This window comes from Seramator thermalis, assembly GCF_004138125.1.
GTDB lineage: Bacteria > Bacteroidota > Bacteroidia > Bacteroidales > Dysgonomonadaceae > Seramator > Seramator thermalis.
The window spans coordinates 1-25,115 of record NZ_RXHS01000023.1 but is presented as its reverse complement, the minus strand read 5'-3'; the positions used below and the strand labels follow the sequence as shown (position 1 = coordinate 25,115).

Annotated in this window: 18 protein-coding genes; 8 read left to right on the top strand and 10 right to left on the bottom strand. The window is 41.0% G+C overall.

Annotated elements, in window-relative coordinates; all coding sequences use genetic code 11:
- Window positions 1–173: 173 nt before the first annotated feature.
- The 10 genes from EJN84_RS11830 to EJN84_RS11785 all read right to left on the bottom strand — a co-directional run bounded on the left by EJN84_RS11830 (window position 174) and on the right by EJN84_RS11785 (window position 14,360).
- A complete protein-coding gene (locus tag EJN84_RS11830) occupies window positions 174–3,401 on the bottom strand; it encodes a SusC/RagA family TonB-linked outer membrane protein (protein ID WP_238944017.1) in 3,228 nt (1,075 codons plus the stop codon).
- A 44-nt stretch (window positions 3,402–3,445) separates the two neighbouring features.
- Window positions 3,446–4,867: a putative oxidoreductase C-terminal domain-containing protein gene (locus EJN84_RS11825; protein WP_129595620.1), complete on the bottom strand. Its 1,422-nt coding sequence runs from the start codon at window positions 4,865–4,867 to the stop codon at window positions 3,446–3,448.
- 29 nt (window positions 4,868–4,896) lie between these two features.
- Complete coding sequence (locus tag EJN84_RS11820; RefSeq protein ID WP_129595619.1) at window positions 4,897–6,276, bottom strand: Gfo/Idh/MocA family protein; 1,380 nt, start codon at window positions 6,274–6,276, stop codon at window positions 4,897–4,899.
- Window positions 6,277–6,286: 10 nt separating this feature from the next.
- Window positions 6,287–7,180: a DUF6807 domain-containing protein gene (locus tag EJN84_RS11815; protein WP_129595618.1), complete on the bottom strand. Its 894-nt coding sequence runs from the start codon at window positions 7,178–7,180 to the stop codon at window positions 6,287–6,289.
- 1 nt (window position 7,181) lies between these two features.
- Window positions 7,182–8,435, bottom strand: a complete 1,254-nt coding sequence (locus tag EJN84_RS11810) for a DUF6807 domain-containing protein (protein ID WP_129595617.1) — start codon at window positions 8,433–8,435, stop codon at window positions 7,182–7,184.
- Window positions 8,436–8,455: 20 nt separating this feature from the next.
- Entirely contained in the window at window positions 8,456–9,274 is an 819-nt protein-coding gene (locus EJN84_RS11805; protein WP_101486509.1) for an SDR family oxidoreductase, read from the bottom strand.
- Between the two features lie 280 nt (window positions 9,275–9,554).
- Entirely contained in the window at window positions 9,555–10,841 is a 1,287-nt protein-coding gene (locus EJN84_RS11800) for a lactate racemase domain-containing protein (protein ID WP_129595616.1), read from the bottom strand.
- Between the two features lie 120 nt (window positions 10,842–10,961).
- Entirely contained in the window at window positions 10,962–12,416 is a 1,455-nt protein-coding gene (gene gnd, locus EJN84_RS11795) for a decarboxylating NADP(+)-dependent phosphogluconate dehydrogenase (protein ID WP_129595615.1), read from the bottom strand.
- 31 nt (window positions 12,417–12,447) lie between these two features.
- On the bottom strand, window positions 12,448–13,527 hold the full coding sequence (locus EJN84_RS11790; RefSeq protein ID WP_129595614.1) for a PfkB family carbohydrate kinase: 1,080 nt from the start codon (window positions 13,525–13,527) through the stop codon (window positions 12,448–12,450).
- 20 nt (window positions 13,528–13,547) lie between these two features.
- Entirely contained in the window at window positions 13,548–14,360 is an 813-nt protein-coding gene (locus tag EJN84_RS11785) for an SDR family oxidoreductase (protein WP_129595613.1), read from the bottom strand.
- 369 nt (window positions 14,361–14,729) lie between these two features.
- On the opposite strand from EJN84_RS11785, the gene EJN84_RS11780 reads away from it, so the two are divergent.
- From EJN84_RS11780 to EJN84_RS11750, 8 genes are all read left to right on the top strand, one after another.
- Window positions 14,730–15,725 carry a tyrosine-protein phosphatase gene (locus tag EJN84_RS11780; RefSeq protein WP_165004330.1) on the top strand — a complete coding sequence of 332 codons (996 nt, stop codon included), beginning with the start codon at window positions 14,730–14,732 and terminating at the stop codon, window positions 15,723–15,725.
- A 404-nt stretch (window positions 15,726–16,129) separates the two neighbouring features.
- Window positions 16,130–18,040, top strand: coding sequence for a biotin/lipoyl-containing protein (locus EJN84_RS11775; RefSeq protein ID WP_129595611.1), 1,911 nt, complete (start codon window positions 16,130–16,132; stop codon window positions 18,038–18,040).
- Window positions 18,041–18,227: 187 nt separating this feature from the next.
- Window positions 18,228–20,939 carry a TonB-dependent receptor gene (locus EJN84_RS11770; RefSeq protein WP_129595610.1) on the top strand — a complete coding sequence of 904 codons (2,712 nt, stop codon included), beginning with the start codon at window positions 18,228–18,230 and terminating at the stop codon, window positions 20,937–20,939.
- A gap of 54 nt (window positions 20,940–20,993) precedes the next feature.
- The gene (locus tag EJN84_RS11765) at window positions 20,994–22,151 is read left to right on the top strand and encodes a hypothetical protein (RefSeq protein ID WP_129595609.1); all 1,158 of its coding nucleotides are present in this window, start codon (window positions 20,994–20,996) and stop codon (window positions 22,149–22,151) included.
- A 126-nt stretch (window positions 22,152–22,277) separates the two neighbouring features.
- Window positions 22,278–22,772 (top strand): toxin-antitoxin system YwqK family antitoxin, encoded by a 495-nt coding sequence (locus EJN84_RS11760; protein WP_129595608.1) that lies wholly within the window; start codon window positions 22,278–22,280, stop codon window positions 22,770–22,772.
- Window positions 22,773–22,897: 125 nt separating this feature from the next.
- Complete coding sequence (locus tag EJN84_RS11755) at window positions 22,898–23,254, top strand: carboxypeptidase-like regulatory domain-containing protein (RefSeq protein WP_129595607.1); 357 nt, start codon at window positions 22,898–22,900, stop codon at window positions 23,252–23,254.
- Window positions 23,255–23,348: 94 nt separating this feature from the next.
- Window positions 23,349–23,519 carry a hypothetical protein gene (locus EJN84_RS12305; RefSeq protein ID WP_165004327.1) on the top strand — a complete coding sequence of 57 codons (171 nt, stop codon included), beginning with the start codon at window positions 23,349–23,351 and terminating at the stop codon, window positions 23,517–23,519.
- 114 nt (window positions 23,520–23,633) lie between these two features.
- On the top strand, window positions 23,634–24,968 hold the full coding sequence (locus EJN84_RS11750; RefSeq protein WP_129595606.1) for an NADP-specific glutamate dehydrogenase: 1,335 nt from the start codon (window positions 23,634–23,636) through the stop codon (window positions 24,966–24,968).
- Window positions 24,969–25,115 lie beyond the last annotated feature (147 nt).

Sequence of the window (25,115 nt, the reverse complement as noted above, 5' to 3'; positions counted from 1 at the left end):
TTTTGGTAATTATGCAGCTAATATACTCATTTTTAATGATATATTAGACAAAATATGCTGCTTTTTTTCTTTTTTTATCTCTTTTTTCTCCTTTATTTTCAGCCCTTTCTGAAGTGCGAAACTTTAGTTATTAATAATATATGCTTGATTAATTTTTTCATGTCAATTCTATTTTAGAGTGTAAAATTCAAATTAAAATTGAAAGTGCGCGGAGACGGGTTGCTGTTCTCAGGATCCCAGAAATTCCAATGTGGTGCAAAAACAGCCACATTCCTTACAGAAAATGAAAGGCGCATATTCTGGATATAAGCTTTTTGTATAATTGATTTAGGAAAATCATACGAAAGAGTTACATTTTCGAGTCGAATAAAAGATTTCTCAACATAATTATTTCCTATGTTTTTTGATCCGATGCGCGCATAATCGTTTATTTTATTCTCCGGTGTCCAATAAGGCTGTACATATTCGGAGCATCGATCAGGAAAATTCGAACTATTTGCCGCACGATTAAAAGTATCGTATTGTCCCCAATATGAATAAAGCATGCATGAAAGAGAAATGTTTTTGTTAAAAATAAATTCATTCCTGAAACTCCATCTATAGCGCGGAGTTTTATATCCTTGAAATATGCGATCAGCATCAGTCATTACGCCATCTCCATTTTGATCTTTATATTTGAAATCGCCCGGCTGCAAACCATATTTTGCAGCTTCAGCAGCTTCTTCTTTCTGCCAAACTCCAACACGTTCATAATCCCAAATTCTATCTGGATCTTGGCCTATGAACCAACGATTCTTCAAATCGTCGGCCTCTTTTTGACCAATGACATTTCCCTCTTCGTCTTTTATATCAACCATATCTCCATATAGTGTAATAATTTTTCTCCTGTTCGCAGAAAAATTCCCCGAAATATTCCATGTAAATTTTGGTTGAGAAACAGGAGTTACGTTAACGGTGGCTTCAAAACCTTTATTTTGCAGTTGGCCTAAATTGGCAGCAACACTATTAAAACCGATTATTTCAGGTAAAGCTCTGTCTACTAATAAGTCGTAGGTATTTGCCGAGTATGTATCTAAAGATCCACTGATTTTGTTGTTCAAAAATGAAAAATCTAGTCCAACATTAAATGATGCTGTTCTTTCCCATTTTAGATTCGCATTCGACATTCTATTCACATAAACTTGAGACGTGATATAGACATTCCCATTTTGATCGATGTAAGGATGCGGACCTGAAGTCATATCAGATAGTGCTTCGTATTCTCCAATATCACGATTACCATTTTCGCCCCACGAAACGCGCAACTTTCCATAATCAAACCATTTGGTTATTGGCTCCGCAAACTTTTCTGAGGTGAAAGTCCAACCAAGAGCAATAGCAGGGAAAACAGCTCTCGGATTTTTCTGCCCGAAAGCCGAATAACCATCTCGACGAACAGATGCAGTTATCATATACCGATCTTTAAGCGAATAAAACAATCGTGCCATCAAAGCATCACCAGTCCTATAAGTATCATTACTTGAGTTAAGAGGAACTGTGCCTGCCTGCATTCTATGATAGCCCAAAATATCACTTGGCGAAAATTGGGAAGAAGTCATGGTCTGAGACCAATATTGTCTTTGTTCCGCATTTATAAGAAACGTAGCCTCAAAATTATGTATTTGATTTAATCTCTTTTTCCACCGGAGAATGTTATCAATTTGCCATGAATAAATTTTATGTGTTGTTCTCTCTGCAGATCCGCCATTTGCTGCCCAAACAAAGTTTTTAGAGGAATCGTGGTTATAATATTCTCTCCATTCAAGATAAGGAGTATAGTTGAATTGATATTCAATATCGAATGGCAAACTGAGTATCGCATACAGGTTTGCATTCAGTGTATTATACAGATCTTTTCTGTCACGATACATGTTGTCGAAAAATGGATTGACGGGAGTCACATCCATTGTGGGATATCGCCAGAGATATTTGTCAACGCTTGTATTTCCAATCTCATCGGCTCCATAAGGAGAAATTCTGACCATTTGTTCCCAGTCACACTGCAAAAATCCTTCATTTCGTTGAGAAAAACCTGAATTCAATCCAACCTTGAGAAAAGACGTAATATTTGATTCCAGATTCAAACGTGTTCGAAATGTAGTAAAACGATTCCCAACAATAATCCCTTCTCTATCAGAATAACCAAGAGACCAATAATAAGATGCATCGTCTGTTCGATTCGATATACTAGTCTGATAATCTTGTTGTAATCCCGTATGAAAGACCTTTTTTGCCCAATCCGTAACTCGATTATTCATGTAATTATCTATTTCAGGCGATTTAAAGTCAAGCCGCGCCAACCATGTCCTCAACAAATCTTCTTCTGTGAAAGTTTCAACAGGGTCTTTCTTGTCATAATTATACCAGTCTTTCTGATTAACTGACTGCAACTTGCGGGGATCGTTGAACATTTCAGGATATTTAGCCAAATATTCATCACTATTTTTGCCAATTTCATAAGCTCTACGATATTCAACAAATCCTTCAGGTCCGAGAAGATCAGGCTGGTTAGCAGACGTTACGACTCCCAACGAAGTATTAAAAGAAATTAGAGGTTTACCTCCTTTTCCTCCTTTTTGAGTTAGAATCACAACCACTCCACTTGCGGCTTTTGCACCGTAAACAGCGGCTGAACTGGCATCCTTCAATACATCTATAGACTGAACATCCATTGGATTAATATCAGACAATGAACCTTCATAAATAACCCCATCCAATACAATGAGCGGCGATGAACCTGCCTTGAGCGTATTTTTGCCTCGTATTTGCAAGCTGGCATCTCCTTTCGCCGAATTAGCAAACCCTATGGATAATCCTGCAGAATTTCCTCTAAGCAAATCTTGAATAGAACGGGGACTTTCTGCTTTGAGACCATCAGTTTTGATAGTAGAGATTGCACCCGTTAAATCCTTTTGCTTCATCGTACCATAACCAACAACTACAACTTCATCCAAAAAACTTGTTTCCTCTTCCATTGAAATATTAACCACACTTCTGTTTCCCACGTTGATGATTTGTGTTTTAAAACCAATGTAAGATACGTTTAGAATTGGGTTTGATGTAGTCAATTTTAAAGAATAGTTTCCATCAACATCGGTTACAGTACCATTCGTTGTGCCAGCTTCCACTACATTAACACCGATAAGAGGTTCCCCTTTGTTATCTGTTACTCTACCCGTTATGATTTTTCCTGACTGTTGACTTTCTGAAATTCCTAAATTGTTCGGCTCTTTTGCTGAAGAGGAGAATAATGGAGTTGCGAATAGAATAATCATCGGTAGTACAGCAATAAGGCGTTTTAAATCGACAATTCCACTCCTTAGTTTATGGAGTGCCTTAAAACTTCTTTTTTTTACTTTCATGTTATTTATAAATTAAAGTGAATAATGAATATGAATAAAGGTTGTTAATCTATCAGCTTATCTTGAACCAATTGTAAGGCAGTAGTTGTTATGTAATATTTTGTAAGGGTATTTTTGATCTCCCACTCGGGCATATCCCGATTGACCAGATATTGAAAAAATTGCTGTGCCACATAGCCGAAATAATCTTCGTGACCGGGTCTGGACTCAATCGGAACGACAATATGATATTTTTGGTCGTTAATCCGTTCCAATGAAATAGAGGGATAGGCTTTCTGCAACCGAACAATTTCATTTTTCAGCTCCAAATCGAAAATCTGCTGATCAACTCCTTGGTTCCTCTCTACGTATAATTCCTCGATATATTTTGTCGCCTTGTTTTGATTAATCCGTACGGATGCCTTTGTTCCTGTTATAAGAGCGTTATAGGTATCTCCGGTACCGCTTGGAGCCTCAAAATTCCACATTACGGTTACTTGAGCGTTTTTATGATTTACTTCGTAATTAATTCTACCGTTGGCAAGTACATATAACGAACCGTCCTTGACATCCTTTTGTAAATAATAGGGAAAAACATTCAGTTTGGTCGATTTTTCAAATTCCGCTTGAGTTACTTTCGTGGGCCAGTGCTCAGCCGAGAGAACTCTTACGTTAGTTTTATAATCGATGGTAGAATCGGGAAAGCAAATCCAATGAATCAAATCGACCAAATGCGTAGAAACATCCACAATTCCTTCGCCTTGTTGCTCTACATCGTAAAACCATGCAGGTCGCAAAAGAGCGTTCCCCGAAACATTTTTATAGAAGTGATGCACACTCTCCAGTTGGATCGAAGGATTATCTTGACTTCCGGGCTCAAGTTCGCCAAAAAGCGTTTTGTTTTTCAATAATTCCCGTGAGATGGCATTCAAAACGTCATAGCGTTCGGTCATCACATCATACAGATAAACGCCTTTGATTCGAGCAGTATCGTAGGCCGCTTCCAGCATAGGGAATTTTTTTGCATCGATAACCATCGGTTTGTCCGAGAGAACATGATAGCCGGCACTTATGGACTGATGGATATATTCGGTTTTTTTCTGATTGTTTCCCGCCAGAATAACCACATTCCCTTTTTTATCGGCGATCATTTTCTCGAGATAATCGCTGTCGGCATAAACGACCGGTATCCAGCTTGTAGGATTTTCGGGCCGGTTATTATAATCTTCTATACTTGACAGGAATTGGTTCAATTCCTCACCTTTTGGCGCATACACATATACCGTGTCGTTGATTTGTTTTTGCGGAAATTTCAGCAGCAGACTGGCATGGAAATGCCCGGGATCAAGTATGATCAGTTTTATTTCTCCGCTCTTCCCCGTGAAAACCGTTTGCTGATGCGTTTCTTGCTTCTCTTTGTTTGCATTGCAGGAGATGAAGAACAGGGGAAAAACAATTATTCCAAACAGGTAAAGTTCTCTTTTCATTTGAATTTTCTTCTTTCTTTTAAAGCAATCTAACTGATTTTTATATAATCCGTTCCGTACGGAAATCGTTGGGGACGCCTTAACAGGGAATTTGCCTGTTCGTTGTTGGTGAATTTTTCCGACTTCGGATCCCACTTCAATTTCCCCGGAATTTTCATAGCGATATGGCTGATCAGGCAAACTGTGCAAGCTCTGTGTCCGATTTCTACGGGAGAAATAGGCTCTTTTCTTGATTGGATGCAATCCAGCCAGTTGCCATGCTGATTATCGCTTTGGTAGAGATGGATTTCGTTTTCTTTTATTTCGGAAGTAAGAATCTTCGGATCGCTGGCATCCAGCGCTTTTGCGCTTTTGGATTGGGTTACCGGATCGCTTGATGAGGCAACATAGCTTCCGCGAGATACGAAAATCCAACCATCGCTCCCTTCATAACGGATACCGTTGGGATAGCCTTGACTAATATACATGGTAATGCCGTTTTCGTATTCTGCTTTTACCATAAAGTCGCCGTGTACGTTCCAAAATCCCCATTTTGGAAATTCGCCTACAGCTTGCACGGAAACAGGCCCAGTATATTCCGTATCCATACCCCATGCGGCCGAGTCGATGTGATGCTGTCCCCAACCGGTAATCATGCCCGCACCAAATTGTTCGCAACGCAACCAGCCAGGTCTTCCGTAACCCTGCCGGGGATGTACCCGATCTTCGGTATAATAGACTTCCGGCGTGCTGCCCAACCACATATCGTAATTCAAATTCTGGGGAACAGGCATTTCTTTCGGATTTCCTCCCGGAGGGTCTCCCGGTAATCCTATTCTCACCGTATGAATTTTGCCTATTCGTCCGTTTCTTACCAATTCGGCTGCTATTCGGAACTGAGGTGAAGATCGCTGCTGGGTGCCGACTTGCAGGATGACGCCTTGCCGACGCACGACGTCGCTCAATAAACGCCCTTCCATTACGGTCAGCGAAGTGGGTTTTTGCAAATAAATGTCTTTTTTAGCCAAGGCTGCCTCAATGGCCGGTTGCGCATGCCAATGATCGGGCGTACTGATGATGACGGCATCGATATCTTTATTCGACAACAACTCCCGATAATCCTCATACATCTTTACATCGGAATAGGTGGTTTTGCCCGTTTTTTTCGAGTAAAAATCATCCACGTATTTTTTTCCATCGACCAATCGTTTGCTGTCCACATCACATACGGCGACAAACTGTGCCTGATCGTAGCGGATAGTTTCGGCCATATCGTGATCGCGCGCAATTCGGCCACATCCGATCTGGCCTATCTGTATTTTGTTGCTGGGTGCATTTTTACCGAACACGCTCGAAGGAACGATTGTCGGCATGACAATAGCGCCCATCGTTGTTGCTGCCATGTTTTTAATAAATTTTCTTCTTTCCATTTTTTATTTTTTATTCCGTTTTATACTTTTCGAATTCATCGGCTATCTTTGCCTCTTTGTGATCTCCTGAATGTACAATAACCCGATACCTTAACTTAACGGATTCTCCTTTTTTGAGCGTCATATTTTTATTATTGGGTGGCCAAAACATCGGCGTCGGCGAAAAAAAGCCGTAATCGCGCGTAAACCACGGAGAAGGATACCAATAATTGGAAGGGTGTTGCAGGATGGCAATTCCTTCGGACTTGTTCATCCGCGTTCCGTAACAGTCTATCCAGCCGGCCGATTTCCCGAAAGTCCCTTTTTCTTCACTGTTTCCCTCCGAATCGATCATGGTTCCCCCGTTAATCACGGCTAAATCGGGATCAATTCTTGCGCTGAATAAGGAATGGTTCGTTTTCTCTATGGTCACATCCATGAGCATTTCCATCGTGATATCGAAATCGATCTGAAATTTAGCTGCAGAGGGCGCCGAAATCGTAATCCGGCGTTTGTCCTTTATGGGAGCATCCGCCTGCTCCCTTTTCCAAATGCATTCGTTTTCTATAACGGCTTTCTCTCCTCCTGTTTCCAGAATGTTGACCCTCAAAGAAACAATCTGTCCACGTTCCAATCCTTCCTGCCAGTAATTTCCGCCGTTGACCCTGTCGCAGCCGAAAAACAACGAACTGTGATGGGGATAATTTGCGTTTCTCATCGAGGTGACGGAAGCATTCGAAGGGCCATTCACGGGGAAAAAGAATGGATATTTTTCATTCTCAGAAAAAATATAAGATGTAAATAGTTTTCCATTGATATAAAAATCAATCTTTCCATCTGTCTTGTCAGCTGTTATTACAGGTTGTGAAAAAGTGGAACTCGATACAATACACCAAATTGTAGCAGCGATATAAAAGCGTTTCATTTTATTTATTAGTAAAATTAATGATGGGTGCATTCCCAAAGGAATTCCAGTACAACTCGGCCGTCTCTTTGTCCATTTTTCCATCGAAAACGATCATTCGATAACGTAACGTGTAATTTTGATATGGTTCTATTTTCCAATCCTGATAACGAATTGGCGTGAACTCGAAAAACATGTCTCCTCTTCCTCCATTGGCATCGATCGGCCATACACGCATTGGTTCGGGATGCATTCGATTGGAAGGATGACTCAAAAACAAAATTCCGGATCGGCCCGATTTAGTCTCAGATTGACCTTCAACAATACACCAACGAGCCATTGAACCATCGGCATCCATTCGTGTTTTTCCATCCGAAGTAAGTACAGATGAATTGTCTTTTGTCCATTTTTCGGTTGCACGAAAGCCAATGCCACCGCCATAACGATAAGCTTCGAACAGTATGCCGCTATCAAGAGGTGTGTTAATAGTAGTAGTATAATCGATAACCCAAACCTTGTCGGACAAATTCCATGCTCGCACATCTAACTTTTCGTTCAGAGCAACTTGATCTTCGCCCTTATTCCCGAAGTCGATATGGTGTTGCGAAACTTCAAATTCTGTGAAAACCGGTCCCGTTACTTGCAACAATAAATCGGAAAATCTGACTGTTCCAAGGCCATCTCCGATATTCCAAAAGTCAACTTTTCGATGATTGATTTTTGTTAATGTCCATGGTCCCCATATACCAAAATGATGATAGTGATCAGGAGCCTGAATACGAGTCAATATTTCACCTTCGGGTGAAAACAAAGGATGAATGAATCCTGATTTTTTAAACAGGGGAGAGACGCCATCGGGAGGATTTATCGTGCTGAAACGATAGGCAAGTATGGGTTTATTCCGGCATTGCATTATCAATTCATCGTTGTTTTTCGTTAATGTTATGAAAGAATGAGGAAGTGGCATCCGATTTTTCTCTACTGTCTTAAGTACAAATTTGCGTTCCGATCCGGCTGAAGTCAAACCTTGCAGGATAAACCACAATTTCGAAGAATATCCTATTTCAAGCTGACAAGCAATCTCATTTTCTTTTCCATCGAGAATCTCAAACAACCTCAGTTTATCCGAAATGCTATCGCGCAAAATATTATCGAGCGGTATCGATAAAGGCTGATTCAAACTGCTCTTGTCAACGCGTACAGAAAAGCGCCATTGTTGTTGTGAAAACAAAACACATGGGAAAACAATTAAAAAGGAAAATAATATCTTTTTCATAGCTCAATTTTTTCAGCAGATCACACACCGCTAAACATACTAAACCCTCCATCCACAGGAAGAATGACGCCGGTAATGAATCGGGCAGCATCGGAACATAGAAATTGAACGGCGCCATTCAGCTCCGAGATGTCGCCAAAACGTTTCATCGGAGTTTTGTCCAAAATCTTACGACTTCTTTCGGTGAGCGATCCATCGGGATTAATCAAGACATTACGATTCTGATTGCCAATAAAAAAACCGGGAGCAATGGCGTTTACCCGAATATGATCGCCATATTTCATGGCCATTTCCATTGCAAGCCACTGAGTGAAATTTGTAACTGCGGCTTTTGCGGCCGAGTATCCGGGCACACGCGTCATAGCTGCCAATGCAGCCATAGACGAAACGTTGACAATCGTTCCACTTTGTTGCTGCGCCATCGATTTCCCGAAGATCAGCGAAGGATAAACGGCACCGTTCAAATTCAGATTCACGACTTCGTTCCAAAGTTCGAGATCCATTTCGAATACCGATTGATCGGGCTCTAATGTTGCTCCGGCAATATTTCCTCCGGCACAATTGACAAGAATATCAATTCGTCCCCATGTGGATAAAATAAGTTGGTTTGCATTCTCAAGTTCATGGATATCGAGAACATTCGCGGTTATGCCAAGCACATTGTCGCTTAACATTTTGAGTTCATCAACTCTTTTATCAACATGACTTTTGGTTCGTCCCAAAACCACCACTTTTACTCCCGATTTCACAAAACTTTCGGCAATGCTTCCGCCCAAAACGCCGCTTGCACCTGTTACGACTGCTATCTTCTCCGAGATATCAAAAATACTTTTGTCCATAAATATCTGTTTCTCAATTTGTATAAAATTTAAATTCATTTTTTCGAATAAACGGTAAACAAAGACGAGAACCTAAAGCTTGCCGTTTTCGCTAATTACCAAGGAAAATCTAATTCCGTTTTTTATGGCTTATGTTCAAAAATTTCCGGTAAATCCCCCGAAATAGGATATCATGAAATTTATTAATTCTGTGTACGTACACAAAAATATATGAAACAAAAAGAACGTGCAAATAAAATTAGTTAATTCTTTGCACGTTCTTACAATTTTAACAATACGACTACTCTCCAAATCGATCCTTATGAGCCCACAAACCCAGAGCAGGATTTGAAATAAAGAACACTTCTTCACCATCAGGTAAAGTATTGAATCCGTTTTTGAGGGTTTCTATCCGATATGCTTCGATGACCCGATCGATATCGCCCCATCGAAAACCAACACTTTCGATTTCTTCTTTTGTGAGATTCTCCGATGATTTCCCGGGACAATAAGTAATCGTGAATCGTCCTTCGGATGATCCATGTATAAGGTGCGCTGCCGCGCTCAAATTATTGCGCAGTTCCTCGTTTTCGGAAACGGCTTTCAGCGTAGCAGGCGTTCCATGATAACCGTATTTTCGGATAAGACGGTCGATCTCTTTGTCTTCCCCGAATTCTTTGAGAGCGGGGGCAAGCACAATCAATTCGCCACCATCGGCAATGGCCATGCGGGTACGATAAATGGATTTGTTTCCAAGCCATGTGCTTTTGAATTCGGTTGGATCGAGCCAAACAACGACTTTCTTCAATGGCTTTTCGACCATCTCAAAATTAACTTCCAGCGAAAGCCGGGCAGCCAAATCGAAAACCGACAAGTCGTCGCCAACGAAAAGTCCATAGGTTTGCTGATTGCCTTCCTTATTAACACCCACTACCGTCAAAACGTAAACTATCGGCAAATGCGATGCAAAATGATTAGAAGCATAATTGAAAATTTTACGTACAGGCGTATCCGACCTGCCCATCATACGCTCCATACCGTACACGGCACCAACAAAATGACTTTTGTTAATACCCTCAGTGCCCCCCGTACCGACGAAAATATTTTTATTGTAATTGGCCATACCGGCGACTTCGTGGGGTACAACCTGACCGATAGAAAGAATTAAATCGAAGTTCCCTTCTACAAGCAACCGATTGACTTGAGCAGGCCAGGAAAAATCGACTTTACCTTCCGAAACCTGTTTAACGTATGCTGCCGGAACTTCACCAAGCGTAATTACATCATGACGCCAATCGTGAATGCGAAATAAATTTCGGGGAGTCTCACCGAACATGTGATTGATCTGCTCGTCGGTCATTGGCGAATGCGTGCCCAATGCAGGCAGAACATCGGTCAATTTTTCCCGGTAATATTTCCAGGCAATTTCGGTAAGCTCGCCCGCACGACTTGGCAGTCGGGTATAATCGGGCGGAATCGCCAATACTTTTTTTCGGTCACCCAACTTATTCAATGCTTCGGTCAGTCCTCTGTGAAGATCATCGTTCGATAAATTATTTTGAGGTGAACCGTTTTGATAGTAAATCATCTTTTTTATAAAAAAAATTTCTTCAGCATTATTATGCTACCAAATGCCAAAGATGCAGATTAAGAATAAAATATTCCCGCCTGAAAAAGAATTTCTGACGGGAATATGAGATGAAAGTATTTATACTTGATAAGTGGACGAAGCGGTGCTTCCTCCATGACCGGTCCAGTCGGTATGGAAAAATTCGCCACGTGGTCTGTCTATTCTTTCGTACTGATGCGCACCAAAATAATCACGCTGAGCCTGCAACAGATTCGCCGGTAAACGTTCGCTTCGGAATCCGTCGAAATAGCACAATGCCGACGTCATGGCCGGAACCGGAATTCCGTTTTGAAGTGCCGTAGCACAAACCCTGCGCCAACTTTCCTGCGCCGACTGCACTGCCTGCTTAAAGAACGGATCAAGCAAAAGGTTTTCGAGATTAGGATTTTGATCGAATGCTTTTTTGATATCGCCCAAAAATACCGAACGGATAATGCATCCACCTCGCCACATCAAGGCAATGCCGCCATAATTAAGATTCCAATGATATTCTTTGGCAGCCTGCATCATCAGATCGTAGCCCTGAGCATACGAAATGATTTTCGAAGCATAAATTGCTTGTTCCAAATCATCGACGAATTGTTGTTTGTCTCCTTTGAAATTGGGTTTCGTGCCCGAAATTTCCTTCGAGGCTTTCACGCGAAGATCTTTTTGTGCCGAGAGGCAACGTGAAAATACCGACTCGCCAATCAACGTCAACGGAATACCCAAATCTAATGCAGCATCAACCGTCCATTTTCCGGTTCCTTTTTGACCGGCTTTGTCGAGAATTTTTTCGACCAGCGGATTTCCATCCTCATCTTTAAAAGCAAGTATATCACGAGTAATCTCAATCAGATAAGAATTCAATTTCCCCTCATTCCATTTTTTAAATACTTCGTGCTGTTCATCGTCAGTCATGCCGAGCAAATCCTTCATGAGATGATAAGCCTCGTTGATGATTTGCATATCGCCATATTCAATACCGTTGTGCACCATTTTAACGAAATGACCAGCTCCGTCTTCGCCCACCCAATCGCAGCAAGGTGTTCCATCTTCCACTTTAGCCGAAATGGATTGGAAAATATCCTTCACGTAAGGCCATGCAGCAGGCGAACCTCCGGGCATCATCGAAGGACCTTTTAAGGCACCTTCTTCACCGCCGGAAACTCCTGTGCCGATATAAAGCAATCCTTTACTTTCCACATACTTTGTTCTGCGAATAGTATCGGGAAAATGGCTGTTGCCCCCATCGATAATAATATCGCCCGGTTCAAGAAGCGGAATAAGCTGTTCAATGAAGTTGTCCACCGGTTGTCCGGCTTTCACAAGCATCATCACCTTACGCGGGCGTTCGAGCGAAGCCACCAATTCTTGCAACGAATGCGCACCAATGAAATTTTTCCCTTTTCCGCGTCCGTTAATAAAAGCATCAACCTTATCAACCGTACGATTGAAAACGGCAACTGTAAAGCCTTTGCTTTCCATATTCAACACCAGGTTCTCGCCCATGACAGCAAGCCCTATGAGTCCGATATCTGCTAATTTTTTCATTTTTCGAGTATAATTTATTTTTATGATGTCTTTATCTTTTTACCCGTGCATTGCCCTCCCAAATGCTCCAGATCATTTCTTCGTCAGCCGGTTGTGCATAATCGGTCAGGAATGTGGTTGCCAATGCGCCGCTTGCCCACGCAAACTGTATCCATTTCTCAGATGGCCATTGACGCAAGATAGCATACAGCAAACCACCTACAAAACCGTCACCACCGCCTATCCGATCCAGCACATTAATTTTACGAGGAACAATGGAATGCCAATTCTCATTTTCATAAACGATTGCGCCCCAAAGATGTTCATTTGCACTAATCACTTCGCGCAAAGTATTCGCAAATACCGATACATTCGGATAGATTTTAGTCGCATTCAGAATCATTCCCTTGAATGCATCCAGTGCGGATTCGATATTTTCACCTCCAGCTTTGGGACCTTCAATACCCAAACATAGTTGAAAATCCTCCTCATTGCCAATAAGGATGTCCGATAAAGATGCTATTTCGTGAAAAACGCCTTTCAATTCATCTTTTCGACCTTTCCAAAAAGAGTCGCGATAGTTGAGATCGAATGAAATGAGTGATCCATATTTTTTGGCGCTTCGAGCAATTTCGAGGCAAAAATTGCCCGTTTCGGGCGAAAGCGCCGCAATAAGGCCCGATAAATGAACAATTTGGGCACCTTCTTTCCCAAAAATCCGATCGAGATCAAAATCTTTCACATTGAGTGTACAACCCACCTCGCCGGCACGATCGTTGAGGACACGTGGGCCACGCAATCCAAAACCGCTATCGGCAATATTAAATTGATGACGATAACCCCATGGGCCACCTTGTGCCACTTCCGGACCTTCAAAATCCATAAAACGATTTTTTAAATCGGCTTTTATGAACTTCGCAATCGGACTATCTTTTACGAAAGTTGTCAAAACTTTTACCGGGAGCCCCAGATAGGAGCTAATGCTTGCCACATTGGTTTCGGCACTCGTAGCCTGCATTTCAAACATTTTGCTCACGTGAACAGGCTGTGCATTGACGGGCGTGATGCGAACACCCATACTCGTCGGTACAACCAACGCATATCGTGCATCTTTTCTCAATTCTAAAGCCATATTTTTATTTTGTTTTCTGATTAAATACTGAAAGCATCAAACCCTCCGTCAACAACGGCAAAAGTTCCGGTTACAAACTTAGAAGCATCGCTTACCAAATAATGCAGCGTACCGAGCAAATCTTCCGGAACTCCGAAACGGCGAAATGGAGTATGGGCAATAATATTTTTGCCGCGATCGGAATAAGATCCATCGGGATTTGTGAGGAGCGTGCGATTTTGTTCGGTAATAAAAAACCCCGGCGCTATGGCATTTACGCGGAAATTTTCGCCAAATTTTGTTGCCATCTCACCGGCCATATATTTGGTAAAGTTCGAAACGGCAGCTTTGGCTGCACCATAGCCGGCGACACGAGTGAGAGGGCGCAATGCCGACTCGGAAGAGATGTTGACAATGTTTCCGCGACCGTTTTTTACCATATTCTCGGCAAAAATCAAGGTAGGAATAACCGTTCCCATCAAATTCAAATCCACAACTTTCCTGAAATCGTCAATTTTAAGGTCGAAAATAGTATTATCGGGACCGATAATTGCTCCGGGCATATTGCCACCCGCGCCATTAATCAGTACATCGATCCGGCCGTAGGTAGCAATGATTTGATCGGCATTTTGTTTTAAAACCGCTTCATCGGTAACATCGGTTTGCACAAAAATGGCATCGCCTCCATCCGATTTTATCTTTGCCACCAACTCGTCTCCTTTTTGCTTATTTCGGGCTAAAATGGCCATTTTGGCACCGTGAGCTGCCAGATATTCGACCATGGAGGTACCTAATACTCCCGTTCCACCGGTCATGACAATCACCCTTCCCTGAATATTAAATAAATCGTACATATTGAATATATTTATGATATTTACCTTAGCTTCCTTTACGTTCTGTTGCAATATTTGCTATCCATTCGCTGCGTGCACGTACACAAAAATACAACTATCCATAAAAAATTTACAAAAATAGATCATAAATATCGTTAATGATAATCGAATGCAGGGTTATTAGCAAAAAAAATTTCACAACTTTATCCGATGTCGAAAATAACTGAAAAATACGCCTAAACTCAATTATTTATTGTTAATGCAAATCTCGCGAAAAGTTATACTAAAATGTTTTCACTATATTTGCTTGCTTTTATGACGTTTAAAATGCGAAATTGTAGTATATTTCTTATTTTCGTTATTGTTTTTCTGAGTTCATGCGCCTCGACGGTGAAGATTACATCGGTAGTCGAAAAGAACAAGGAAGGTGATTTTCTTCTGAAATGGGAGGTAAGCCCCGATCAGGAAGGACAGATAGATATATATTCGGCGATATCGGACAGTGCATTATCAAATTTTGTTCCTGTCAAAACGAGCCAGATCACTGATCAATTTGCAATCTTCAATCCCACGGGTGCCGGCATAAGGGAATATTTCTTCCTAAAAACCGGCAACACAACTTCCGGAATCATCGCCAATCGAATAATCGAGATGGATAACATCAAGAATTTCAGAGATATAGGTGGATATTTTACTATTAACAACGAACAAATTCGATGGGGCCGAATTTATCGGTCAGGAGACCTCAGCAGCGCAAATATTTTTGATAAAGAACGAATAAAAAGACTCGGTATAAAAACCGTTGTCGATTTTCGATCGAGAGAAAATGCTCAACTTCATCCAAACAGACTTGGAAATGGTATAAGAATAATAAGTTTGCCAATGTCGATGGGGATGGATACGGTAAATCAAAAAATTGAAAAGGGAAATTTCAGTCGCAGCGATGCCATCAAATACATACAAGATATGTACGTAGGAATTGTTGAAGACTACAAGCAAGAGTTTGCCGAGCTTTTCGATATCCTGATCGATGAAAGCAATTATCCGATTTTGTTATCCGGAGCGTTGGGGAAAGATCGAGTCGGTTTGGCGAGCTACTTCATACTTTATTCGCTTGGCGTCCCCGATTATATGCTCGAAGAAGAATACATGCTTTCGAATAACACTATTGACATAACCAAAGTTGTAGAAAATGCCGAAGGATACCCCGAATATATTCAAGAAGCATTGACGGCTGTTTTAACGGTTAATCAAGCATATCTGAATTATACTCTCGATTATCTCCGTGAAAAGTACGGATCGATCGATAACTATCTGCAAAAGGAATTGCGGGTAACAAACGGAAAGAGAAATATATTGAGAAAAATTTTATTGTATAATCCGTAAATTCAATTTCTTTGATCGATTGTTATCCGAAAAAATTCATTGTCAGAGAAGCTCATAAAAAATATTGGGAATAAAATGCAGCATAAACAATGCTTGAAAAGCTTTTCAATACCATTTGTCAAAATTTTTATAAACATTTAATGTTTGCAACAGTTCGGTATTTTTTCAGAAAGGTTACTCATAACTAATTGATTATTAGTAGTGAATTTGCATTACAAAATGAAGAATATAATCATCTGATTAAAAGGATATTACGTAAAAATTTACCGAACTATTGATGTATGATGAATTAAAATATAAACAAAAAGCAGCTTTTGCGCGTTGTTTAATTTAACGAATTCGAAAAATAAATTTTCCGTACACACAAATCTAAAATTTCTATCTTAGAACATCAACATAACAGTATGAAACAGAAACTTTTAATTAGAGACCTGACCTTGAGGGACGGGCAACAATCGGCATTCGCTACGCGAATGAATCAATCGCAAATCGACAAAGTTCTACCTTACTACAAAGACGCCAATTTTTACGCAATGGAAGTATGGGGCGGTGCAGTTCCCGACTCTGTAATGCGCTATCTGAACGAAAACCCATGGGATAGACTTGAAAAAATTAAAGCTGTAGTAGGAAATTCATCTAAACTGACGGCTTTATCTCGCGGTAGAAATTTGTTCGGATATGCTCCATATCCTGACGAAATTATCGACGGATTTTTCAAAAATGCGGTTGCTTCGGGGCTCGATATCATGCGGATTTTTGATGCATTGAATGATGTAGATAACATCAAGGCCAGCGTAAAATATATCAAAAAATATGGAGGTATGGCCGATTGTGCTGTTTGCTACACGGTTGATCCTAAATACGATGATGTAGATGAACCGGAGACAGAAAAGAAAAAAAAGGGGTTTCTGTCAGGATTATTTGGAAAGAAGGAAGAACCAAAGAAAAAACCGGCACATGAACCGGTCTTCACTGATCAATATTTTCTGAATAAAGCTAAAGAAATGCTTGACTTGGGAGCTGACATGATTACGATTAAAGACATGAGCGGGCTTATTCCTCCTTCGCGCGTAGCCACTTTAATGCCGCTATTCAAGAAAAATCTCAACGTCCCTATCGATTTTCATACTCATTGCACACCCGGCTTCGGTCTTGGAGCAGTACTCTCTGCGATCATTCATGGTGTTGATATTGTCGATGCAGTTATATGGAACTTTGCGGGTGGTCCTGCTGCTCCTGCTATCGAATTGATTTATATCTTCTGCAAAAAACTTGGCGTTGAATTAGACGTAAATATGGAAGCCGTAGCCAAGATCAATAAAGAATTGCTTTCGATACGTCATGAACTCGAAGCATTTGATGCCGTAAAACAGATACCCAAACCTTTCAATCCTCTTACCGATACTCTTCCTGCCGAAATCGATCGTGAATTTGATAAAGCGATCGAAGCAGCCAAACGAAACGACGAAGAAGCCCTACTCGATGCGTGTCACAAAATCGAGGCCTATTTCAATTTCCCTGCTCCGGACGAATTGGTGAAAAATGCAGAAATTCCCGGGGGTATGTACACCAATATGGTTGCACAACTCAAACAATTTAATTCGATGGATATTTTGGAAGATGCCATGAAGCTGATTCCAAGTGTGAGACTCGACTCCGGACTTCCTCCACTTGTAACTCCAACAAGTCAGATAGTGGGAGCTCAAGCCGTTGCTTCCGCACTGAATATCAAAAACGGGCGTCCCAAGTATGCCAATCCGTCAAATCAGTTCATTGCTTTGGTAAAAGGAGAATATGGCAAGACACCCGTACCCATCGATCCAAAATTCAGGGAACAAATAACGGGCTCGCCTGTCGAAACTCCCTACGACACTTCAAACTACAAAAAACAGGACAACCCTGTTTTACCCGAATATGGTGGGGTTCATTTGGCTAAAAACGAAAAAGACCAACTTCTGCTCGAACTTTTTCCAACGGTAGCAGCAAAGTTTTTGAGAGAATTACGCGAGAAGGAATTCAAAGAAAATTCGGCTTCCAAACAAACCGAAACAGTCAACGAATCTACTACTCAAGCCGAAAAAACAACGGAGCCGGCAAAAAAAGGCCGGAAAATGGAGAGTCCCATGCCCGGAATTATTTTGAAGGTTGAGGTTAAAAAGGGAGACATGGTGAAACGTGGCGATAGAGTACTCGTATTGGAAGCTATGAAAATGGAAAACGATATTTTGGCAGAATATACAGGCGAAGTCGTCAATGTTTTCGTTAATTCCGGCGATAGCGTACAAGCGGGAGCTCCACTGATTGAAATAGCCTAAGGATCTGTCTAATCGATAGATACCTGTTTAAAAAGCTGACCGGCAAGAATATTCTTGCCGGTTTTTTTAATGCTTAAATCTTAACATTAATGTAATTCATTCGTAACTGTTTTGTAACATTTAACGTTGACCTTTGTACAGAAATTTTCGCAAGCACTCATAAATGAACAAACAAATCGCAAATTGGATGGCAAATCAAATACAAAAATACGCCAGGTTATCAATTGTCATCGTATTTTATGTTTTCGTTACTCAATTATCAGCCCAAACCGGAACTATAAAAGGGAGCGTTGTCGATGCAAAAACAAATGAACCGTTGATAGGTGCATCGGTACTTATTGAAGGAACAACCTTGGGAGCCGCTGCCGATTTGGATGGAAATTTCGAAATACACAACATTCCGGCCGGAACACACACTCTCGTGATCACTTACGTTGCTTATAAACCCGAAAAGAAAAACGGTGTAGCGGTAACCCAAAACGAAGAAACCATTCTGAAATTTGCTCTAACGCCGGACGAATATGCCCTTGAGGAAGTAGAAGTAGTGGCTCAGGCAAATCGCGAGAGTGAAAACATTCTTTTGCTGGAGCAAAAAAAATCACTCGTGGCAACACAGGCAGTGGGTGCACGAGAATTGTCGCGAAAAGGCATCGGAAACGCTGAGGCTGCTGTAACCCAAGTTTCCGGAATATCGAAACAAGAAGGTGTGAAAAATGTATTTGTACGCGGATTGGGAGACAGATATAATGCAACTGCGCTGAATGGATTTCCGATTCCATCGGAAGATCCTGAATATAAGAACATCAATCTCGGCTTTTTTGGGACCGATATTATCCAAAACATCAGTGTAAACAAAGCATTTAGCGCAACGAATACAGGTGATGCCGGCGGAGCCGTGATCGACATTACATCGAAACAACTGTTTGGAGATCGTGCTCTAAGTATTGATGTTTCGGGTGGAATAAACGACAGCGCGACAAACAAAAATTTTCTTCGTCAGGATGGAGTGGATTATTTCGGATTTGCAAACAGCACAAGACCAACACCCGGGAGATATAATTTCCCGAACAGCCTCGATCCTTCTGAAGTGAAACTGCCACTGAATCACAGTTATGGAATTTCGTTGGGAAATATGTTTCGATTGGGGGAAAATCGTAACCCTTTATCGTTTTTTGTAGTAGCTACTCATAGTTCCGATTTTTCGTTTACCGAAGAAAAAGTAAAAAACACCACAACCGACGGTACTATCTTTCAGGATCAGACCGGCGACAAATATTCCCGGAATATTCATCAAATGATTTTAACAAACGTAGATTTGGAATTAAACAAACATCATCGTTTGGCCTATAATTTCATGCTCATTCACGTAAACGATCAGTATGTGGGAGATTATTATGGTTATAATTCCGAAAAATTTCAGGATAGCGAAACATACATGGGATTTTACCGAAGACAGCAAAACAACGATAATCTTCTCTTAACAAACCAATTAAACTCGAAGTGGAAATTGAGAAAAGGACTCGAATTCAATCTTGGAGGTTCCCACAACTATGTAAAAGGACTCGAACCCGATCGACGTGAGAATTACTTGTCGAAAGTAAACGAAACTTCCTATATCCTAACGGGTAGCAATCGGCAAAAGCGATTCTTTTCGACTCTCGAAGAAAACGACTTTAACATCAAAAGCAACATCAAGTATCAACTCAAAAATAGATTCGGTAACGAAAACTCGTTCATACGTTTAGGTTACAACGGACGTTTTGTAAATGATGACTTTGAAGCAGTAGAGTACTATTTCGATGCATTGAGTGGAACTTTCCCGATCGAAAATTTGAAGTTGGATGATTTATACAATCAATCCAACATGGATGCAGGAAAATTTGTGATGGTCGAAGGCGACCCCAATTCATATCACGTGTCCAAGTACATCCACTCAGGATATGTAGATGCAGATTATCAACTATTTAAGAAATTGACGGCTAATGTCGGATTGAAATACGACTATGTTGACATGACCGTTGAACACCGTGTGCAACATACCGCTCCGGGCAGTGAATCAATCGTAAAAAACTATTTTCTGCCCAGCGTCAATATGAAATACGATTTAAATGACAAGAACATTCTCCGACTCGGAGTGAGTAAAACATACACATTGCCGCAATCAAAAGAAATTTCGCCTTACCAATATGTCAACATTAGCTTTGTAAGCCAAGGCGACCCGCAAATCAAGCCTTCGGATAACTACAATCTCGACTTGAAGTGGGAATTTTATCCTTCAGCATCAGAATTGATTTCTCTAACCGGATTTTACAAGCATATCAAGCACCCAATCGCTCGTGTAGATAAAGGCAATTCGGCAGGGTTACTGACCTACACAAATATTAGCGACTATGCTACTGTTGCGGGCATGGAACTCGAAATCCGAAAAAATCTGCTGAATGTTTCGAATGCCGACCATACAAAACTCAACAAACTCACGGCAGGATTCAGTGCGTCTTACACCTACTCGAACCTTGAGGTTCAGATTGCCAACACCAATCCCAAAAATACTCAATTGGAAGGCGCTGCTCCATTTCTCACGAATTTCGACGTGTCGTATCAATTACAAAATCAAGAACGAGTCTGGATGACTTCTCTCGTTTTCAATTATTTCAGCAAAAGAATTCACACCATCGGATCGAGAACTTTTAAAGATATCATCGAAGAAGGCGTACCGACAATGGATTTCGTTTCTTCGTACAAATTCAACAAACACCTGTCCGTAAAATTTAAATGGATGAACGTGCTGAATCCATCTTACAAACTCACTCGCAAAAGCTCGACAACCGACGATAAAGTAATTCTCAACGAATTTAAGAAAGGACAAAATCTTAGCTTAGGCGTAAGCTATGAATTATAAACAAACCAATATTGACTGACTACTCATTTTTAATTCACTAATTTTTATCTGACAATGAAAAAGTTATTTTTAAGATTTATGGTAAGTATGGCAATACTTACACCTTTTGTTTTAGCTTCTTGTAGCGACGACAACGACGAACCGACTGTGCCTCCCGTAACTGAATCAGAATTATCGGGATCGATTAAAACCTCCAAAACATTGGATGCAAACATTACCTATACCATTACCGGACCTGTAATTGTAGAAGATGGCGCCACGTTGACAATTCCTGCAGGAACAGTCATCAAAGCCGAAAAAGGCTTTAGCAACTACATTCTGGTATTGCAGGGTGGAAAAATCTACGTGAACGGAACTGCCGACAAGCCGGTCGTAATGACTGCCGATATCTCAAATGCGGAAGCAGGGCATTGGGGAGGCCTCGTCATCAATGGTAGAGCTCCATTGGCCGGAAACACTACCGGATCTACCGAAATCAATGCAGCCTATATATACGGGGGAAACATTCCGGCAGACAATTCAGGATCAATCACCTATCTCAAACTCGAGTTCACAGGAGCAAAATCAAGTGCCGACGTTGAACACAATGGATTGACACTGAATGGTGTAGGCAACGGAACAATAATCGAGAATATTTACGTAATTGAGGGAGCGGACGACGCAATCGAATTTTTTGGAGGAACTGTAAATGTGAAAAATCTACTCGCTGTTAATCCGGATGATGACATGTTTGATTTCACACAAGGTTACACCGGCACGCTCGAAAACGCTTACGGCATTTGGGAGGCAGCATATATCAGCTCAGAATCAGATCCTCGCGGTATAGAAGCGGACGGCAACTGGGATGGTCTTACTCCCGATCAGCAAGGGCAATCAAACTTTAGAGTAGTTAATATGACTATCGATCTGAAGTTACCGTACAATACAACTGACGTAAAGAAGCAAATGCAAGATGCTATCAAAATACGTCGCGGCGCAAAGGCAACCATCACCAATGCTCTCATTAAAGGTACGGGAGCGGCGCTCGATTTGGTTGACTTCACCGATGGAAAAGGTGCAGGTGATGCCACTTCAAGTATAAATTTGACAAACCAATTGACTAACCCGTTATTAGGGAAAACCACAAACGGAACCGGCACTGTAACATTCAGCGACAACAATACTGGCTGCGCGTCGAACATCTTCGCCTGGACAGGATATACAAACTTTTAATTTCGTAAATCAGATTGTCATAAAAAGGGAATGCACAACGGCATCCCTTTTTATGATAAATTTTATACAATAGAAAACGGCCTCGATATAAAAATTATTTCTTGACTTTTCAAATCATACGTTCGAATGAAAAAAAAATTATTAATTGTGCTTACCGCCATCACATGCTTTATTGCCATAGTCATCGCTCAAGACATACAAAGTAAAGCGTCTCCTCGAATTTACGAAAACGGAGGATATTACTACGCCGATCCAAAACAAACACAGCTTTACACAGGCGATTACCGAGAATACTACGACAACGGAACAATTCGGCTCGAAATGCAGATAAAAAATGGCCTTCCGGAAGGCACATATGTGGTGTATTTCGAAAATCGAAAACCCAAAGAAATCCGTTCATATAAAGATGGTAAATTGCATGGATTGTGGAGAACGTATGACATTTCGGGTCAACTAATTTCGGAAGCTGAATACAAAAACGGCAAGAAACACGGAACATGGCGAATTTGGGACGAATTGGGAACACAACGCTATGAAATGAACTACAACGAAGGGGCGAAAACAGGTATTTGGCGTATGTGGAACGAAAAAGGAAATCTGGTGGACGAAAAAAAATATTGATTTCGAATGAAAGCTATCGAAAAATTCACAATTTCTTAACAATAATGTAACCGTTCTGTAACAATTATACTGAAACTTTGTATCCGAAAAACAGATTACAAATAAAAAAACATATTTATCGGGTTATGAAAACATTATTATCAATCTTTGCATCACTGCTGATTTCGTTCACCACTTTTGCAAACTCGGATGCGAATGACAAAACAGCAAAAAAAACAGCTGAAGAAGCCACTTCTGCGACTGTGTCGCTTGAAATTACCGGAAGTGTGATTGACAAGGCGAACAATGAAACATTGGCAGGCGTAGTTGTCTATGTAGATGGAGAAAAGGTGTATACGGATCTCGACGGAGTTTTCAGACTGAGCCGTCTCACTCCGGGAAAACATGAAGTAAAAGCAGAACTCATTTCGTACGAACCGTCTATCATGGAGATCGATGTTCGCAACAATAGCAATATCACAATCGAAATGAGTCAGCAATAATCTCTCTCTTCATTTTCTCTCTGTGAATTTCGAAAAAGGTATGAATTGCATTCATACCTTTTTTTGTAATTTTGTGCCCATAACTTCTTGAAATATGGCACGCAAAAAATTATCACAAACACAAATTGTATCCATTATTCTTCTTTGGTTTGCATTGGTCATCTACATTTTGCTCAACGCAGAAATTACAACCATGACCGTGATTTCCATTCTTTTTTCGGGTGCAATCGTCTTTATCCCGGTTTACAAAAATATAAGGAAATAAATCTTTTGCCATCATTTTTATATTTTACAGGCGATTTTTGTTTCGTTTTATAAATAAATTCGTATTTTTGCGATCGATTTCAATTATACTATTTATTTATTAAACTGAATTTAAATGAAGACATCAGAGGTTGTCTCTCAATTGAAAAGGCGTTTTCCTAACGAACCGGAGTACTACCAAGCAGTACAGGAGGTTCTCGAATCGATTGAAGATGTTTATAATGAACATCCTGAGTTTGAAAAAGCAAATTTGATTGAGCGATTGGTTATTCCCGACAAAATTCACTCATTTCGGGTTACATGGATCGACGATAGCGGTAAAGTGCAAACCAACATGGGCTATCGTATTCAGCACAACAACGCAATTGGTCCGTACAAAGGAGGCATTCGTTTTCACGCATCAGTATGCCCTTCTATCCTAAAATTCTTAGCGTTCGAACAAACATTCAAAAATGCACTCACCACACTTCCGATGGGAGGTGCCAAAGGTGGTTCAGACTTTTCGCCACGCGGTAAATCGGATGCCGAAATCATGCGATTCTGTCAGGCATTTGTCGAAGGTTTATGGAAAGTAATCGGGCCAAATATGGACGTTCCCGCGGGCGACATTGGTGTCGGCGGTCGCGAAATTGGGTACATGTTTGGCAAATACAAAAAACTTTCGGGCGAGTTCACCGGAACATTCACCGGAAAAGGCCAGGAGTTTGGCGGATCACTCATTCGTCCCGAAGCAACAGGCTACGGGAACGTATATTTTCTGTTGGAAATGCTCAAAACCAAAAATATCGACATCAAGGGTAAGAAATGCCTCGTTTCCGGTTCGGGTAATGTAGCACAATATACTTGCGAAAAATTGATACAATTGGGTGCAATTCCTGTTACTCTTTCCGATTCTGATGGATATATTTACGATCCGGACGGAATTACCGAAGAAAAGCTGAAATACGTGATGGAACTCAAGAATCTTTATCGCGGCCGAATTCGCGAATATGCAGAGGAGTACGGGTGCAAATATGTTGAAGGTGCACGTCCCTGGCACGAAAAAGGAGATATCGCTCTGCCATCAGCTACACAAAACGAAATCGACAAAAGTGATGCTGAGGCATTGGTTGCCAACGGAGTATTTGCCGTTTCGGAAGGTGCCAATATGCCGAGTACCCCCGAAGCCGTAGATGTATTTCAAAAGAATAAAATTCTATATGCTCCGGGCAAAGCAGCCAATGCAGGAGGTGTATCGGTTTCGGGGCTCGAAATGACTCAAAACTCCGAACGTTTCAGTTGGAGTGCCGAAGAAGTGGACAACAAGCTGAAATGGATCATGTCGAATATTCACGAAAATTGCGTGAAATATGGTACGGAAGAAGATGGTTATGTCAACTATGTGAAAGGCGCCAACATCGCCGGATTTATGAAAGTTGCAAAAGCCATGATGGGGCAAGGCATTCTATAAAAAAACATTTTTGGAATAATTCAATAGTTCGTTAATTATTTAATATACGAATCATGCAGCAATTGCTGCAAACTCGACGAGTTCTTTAACAAGTTTATCATTTAATCTTCTGTTCGGCTTTATGCCGGACACGCAAATAAATCGTTC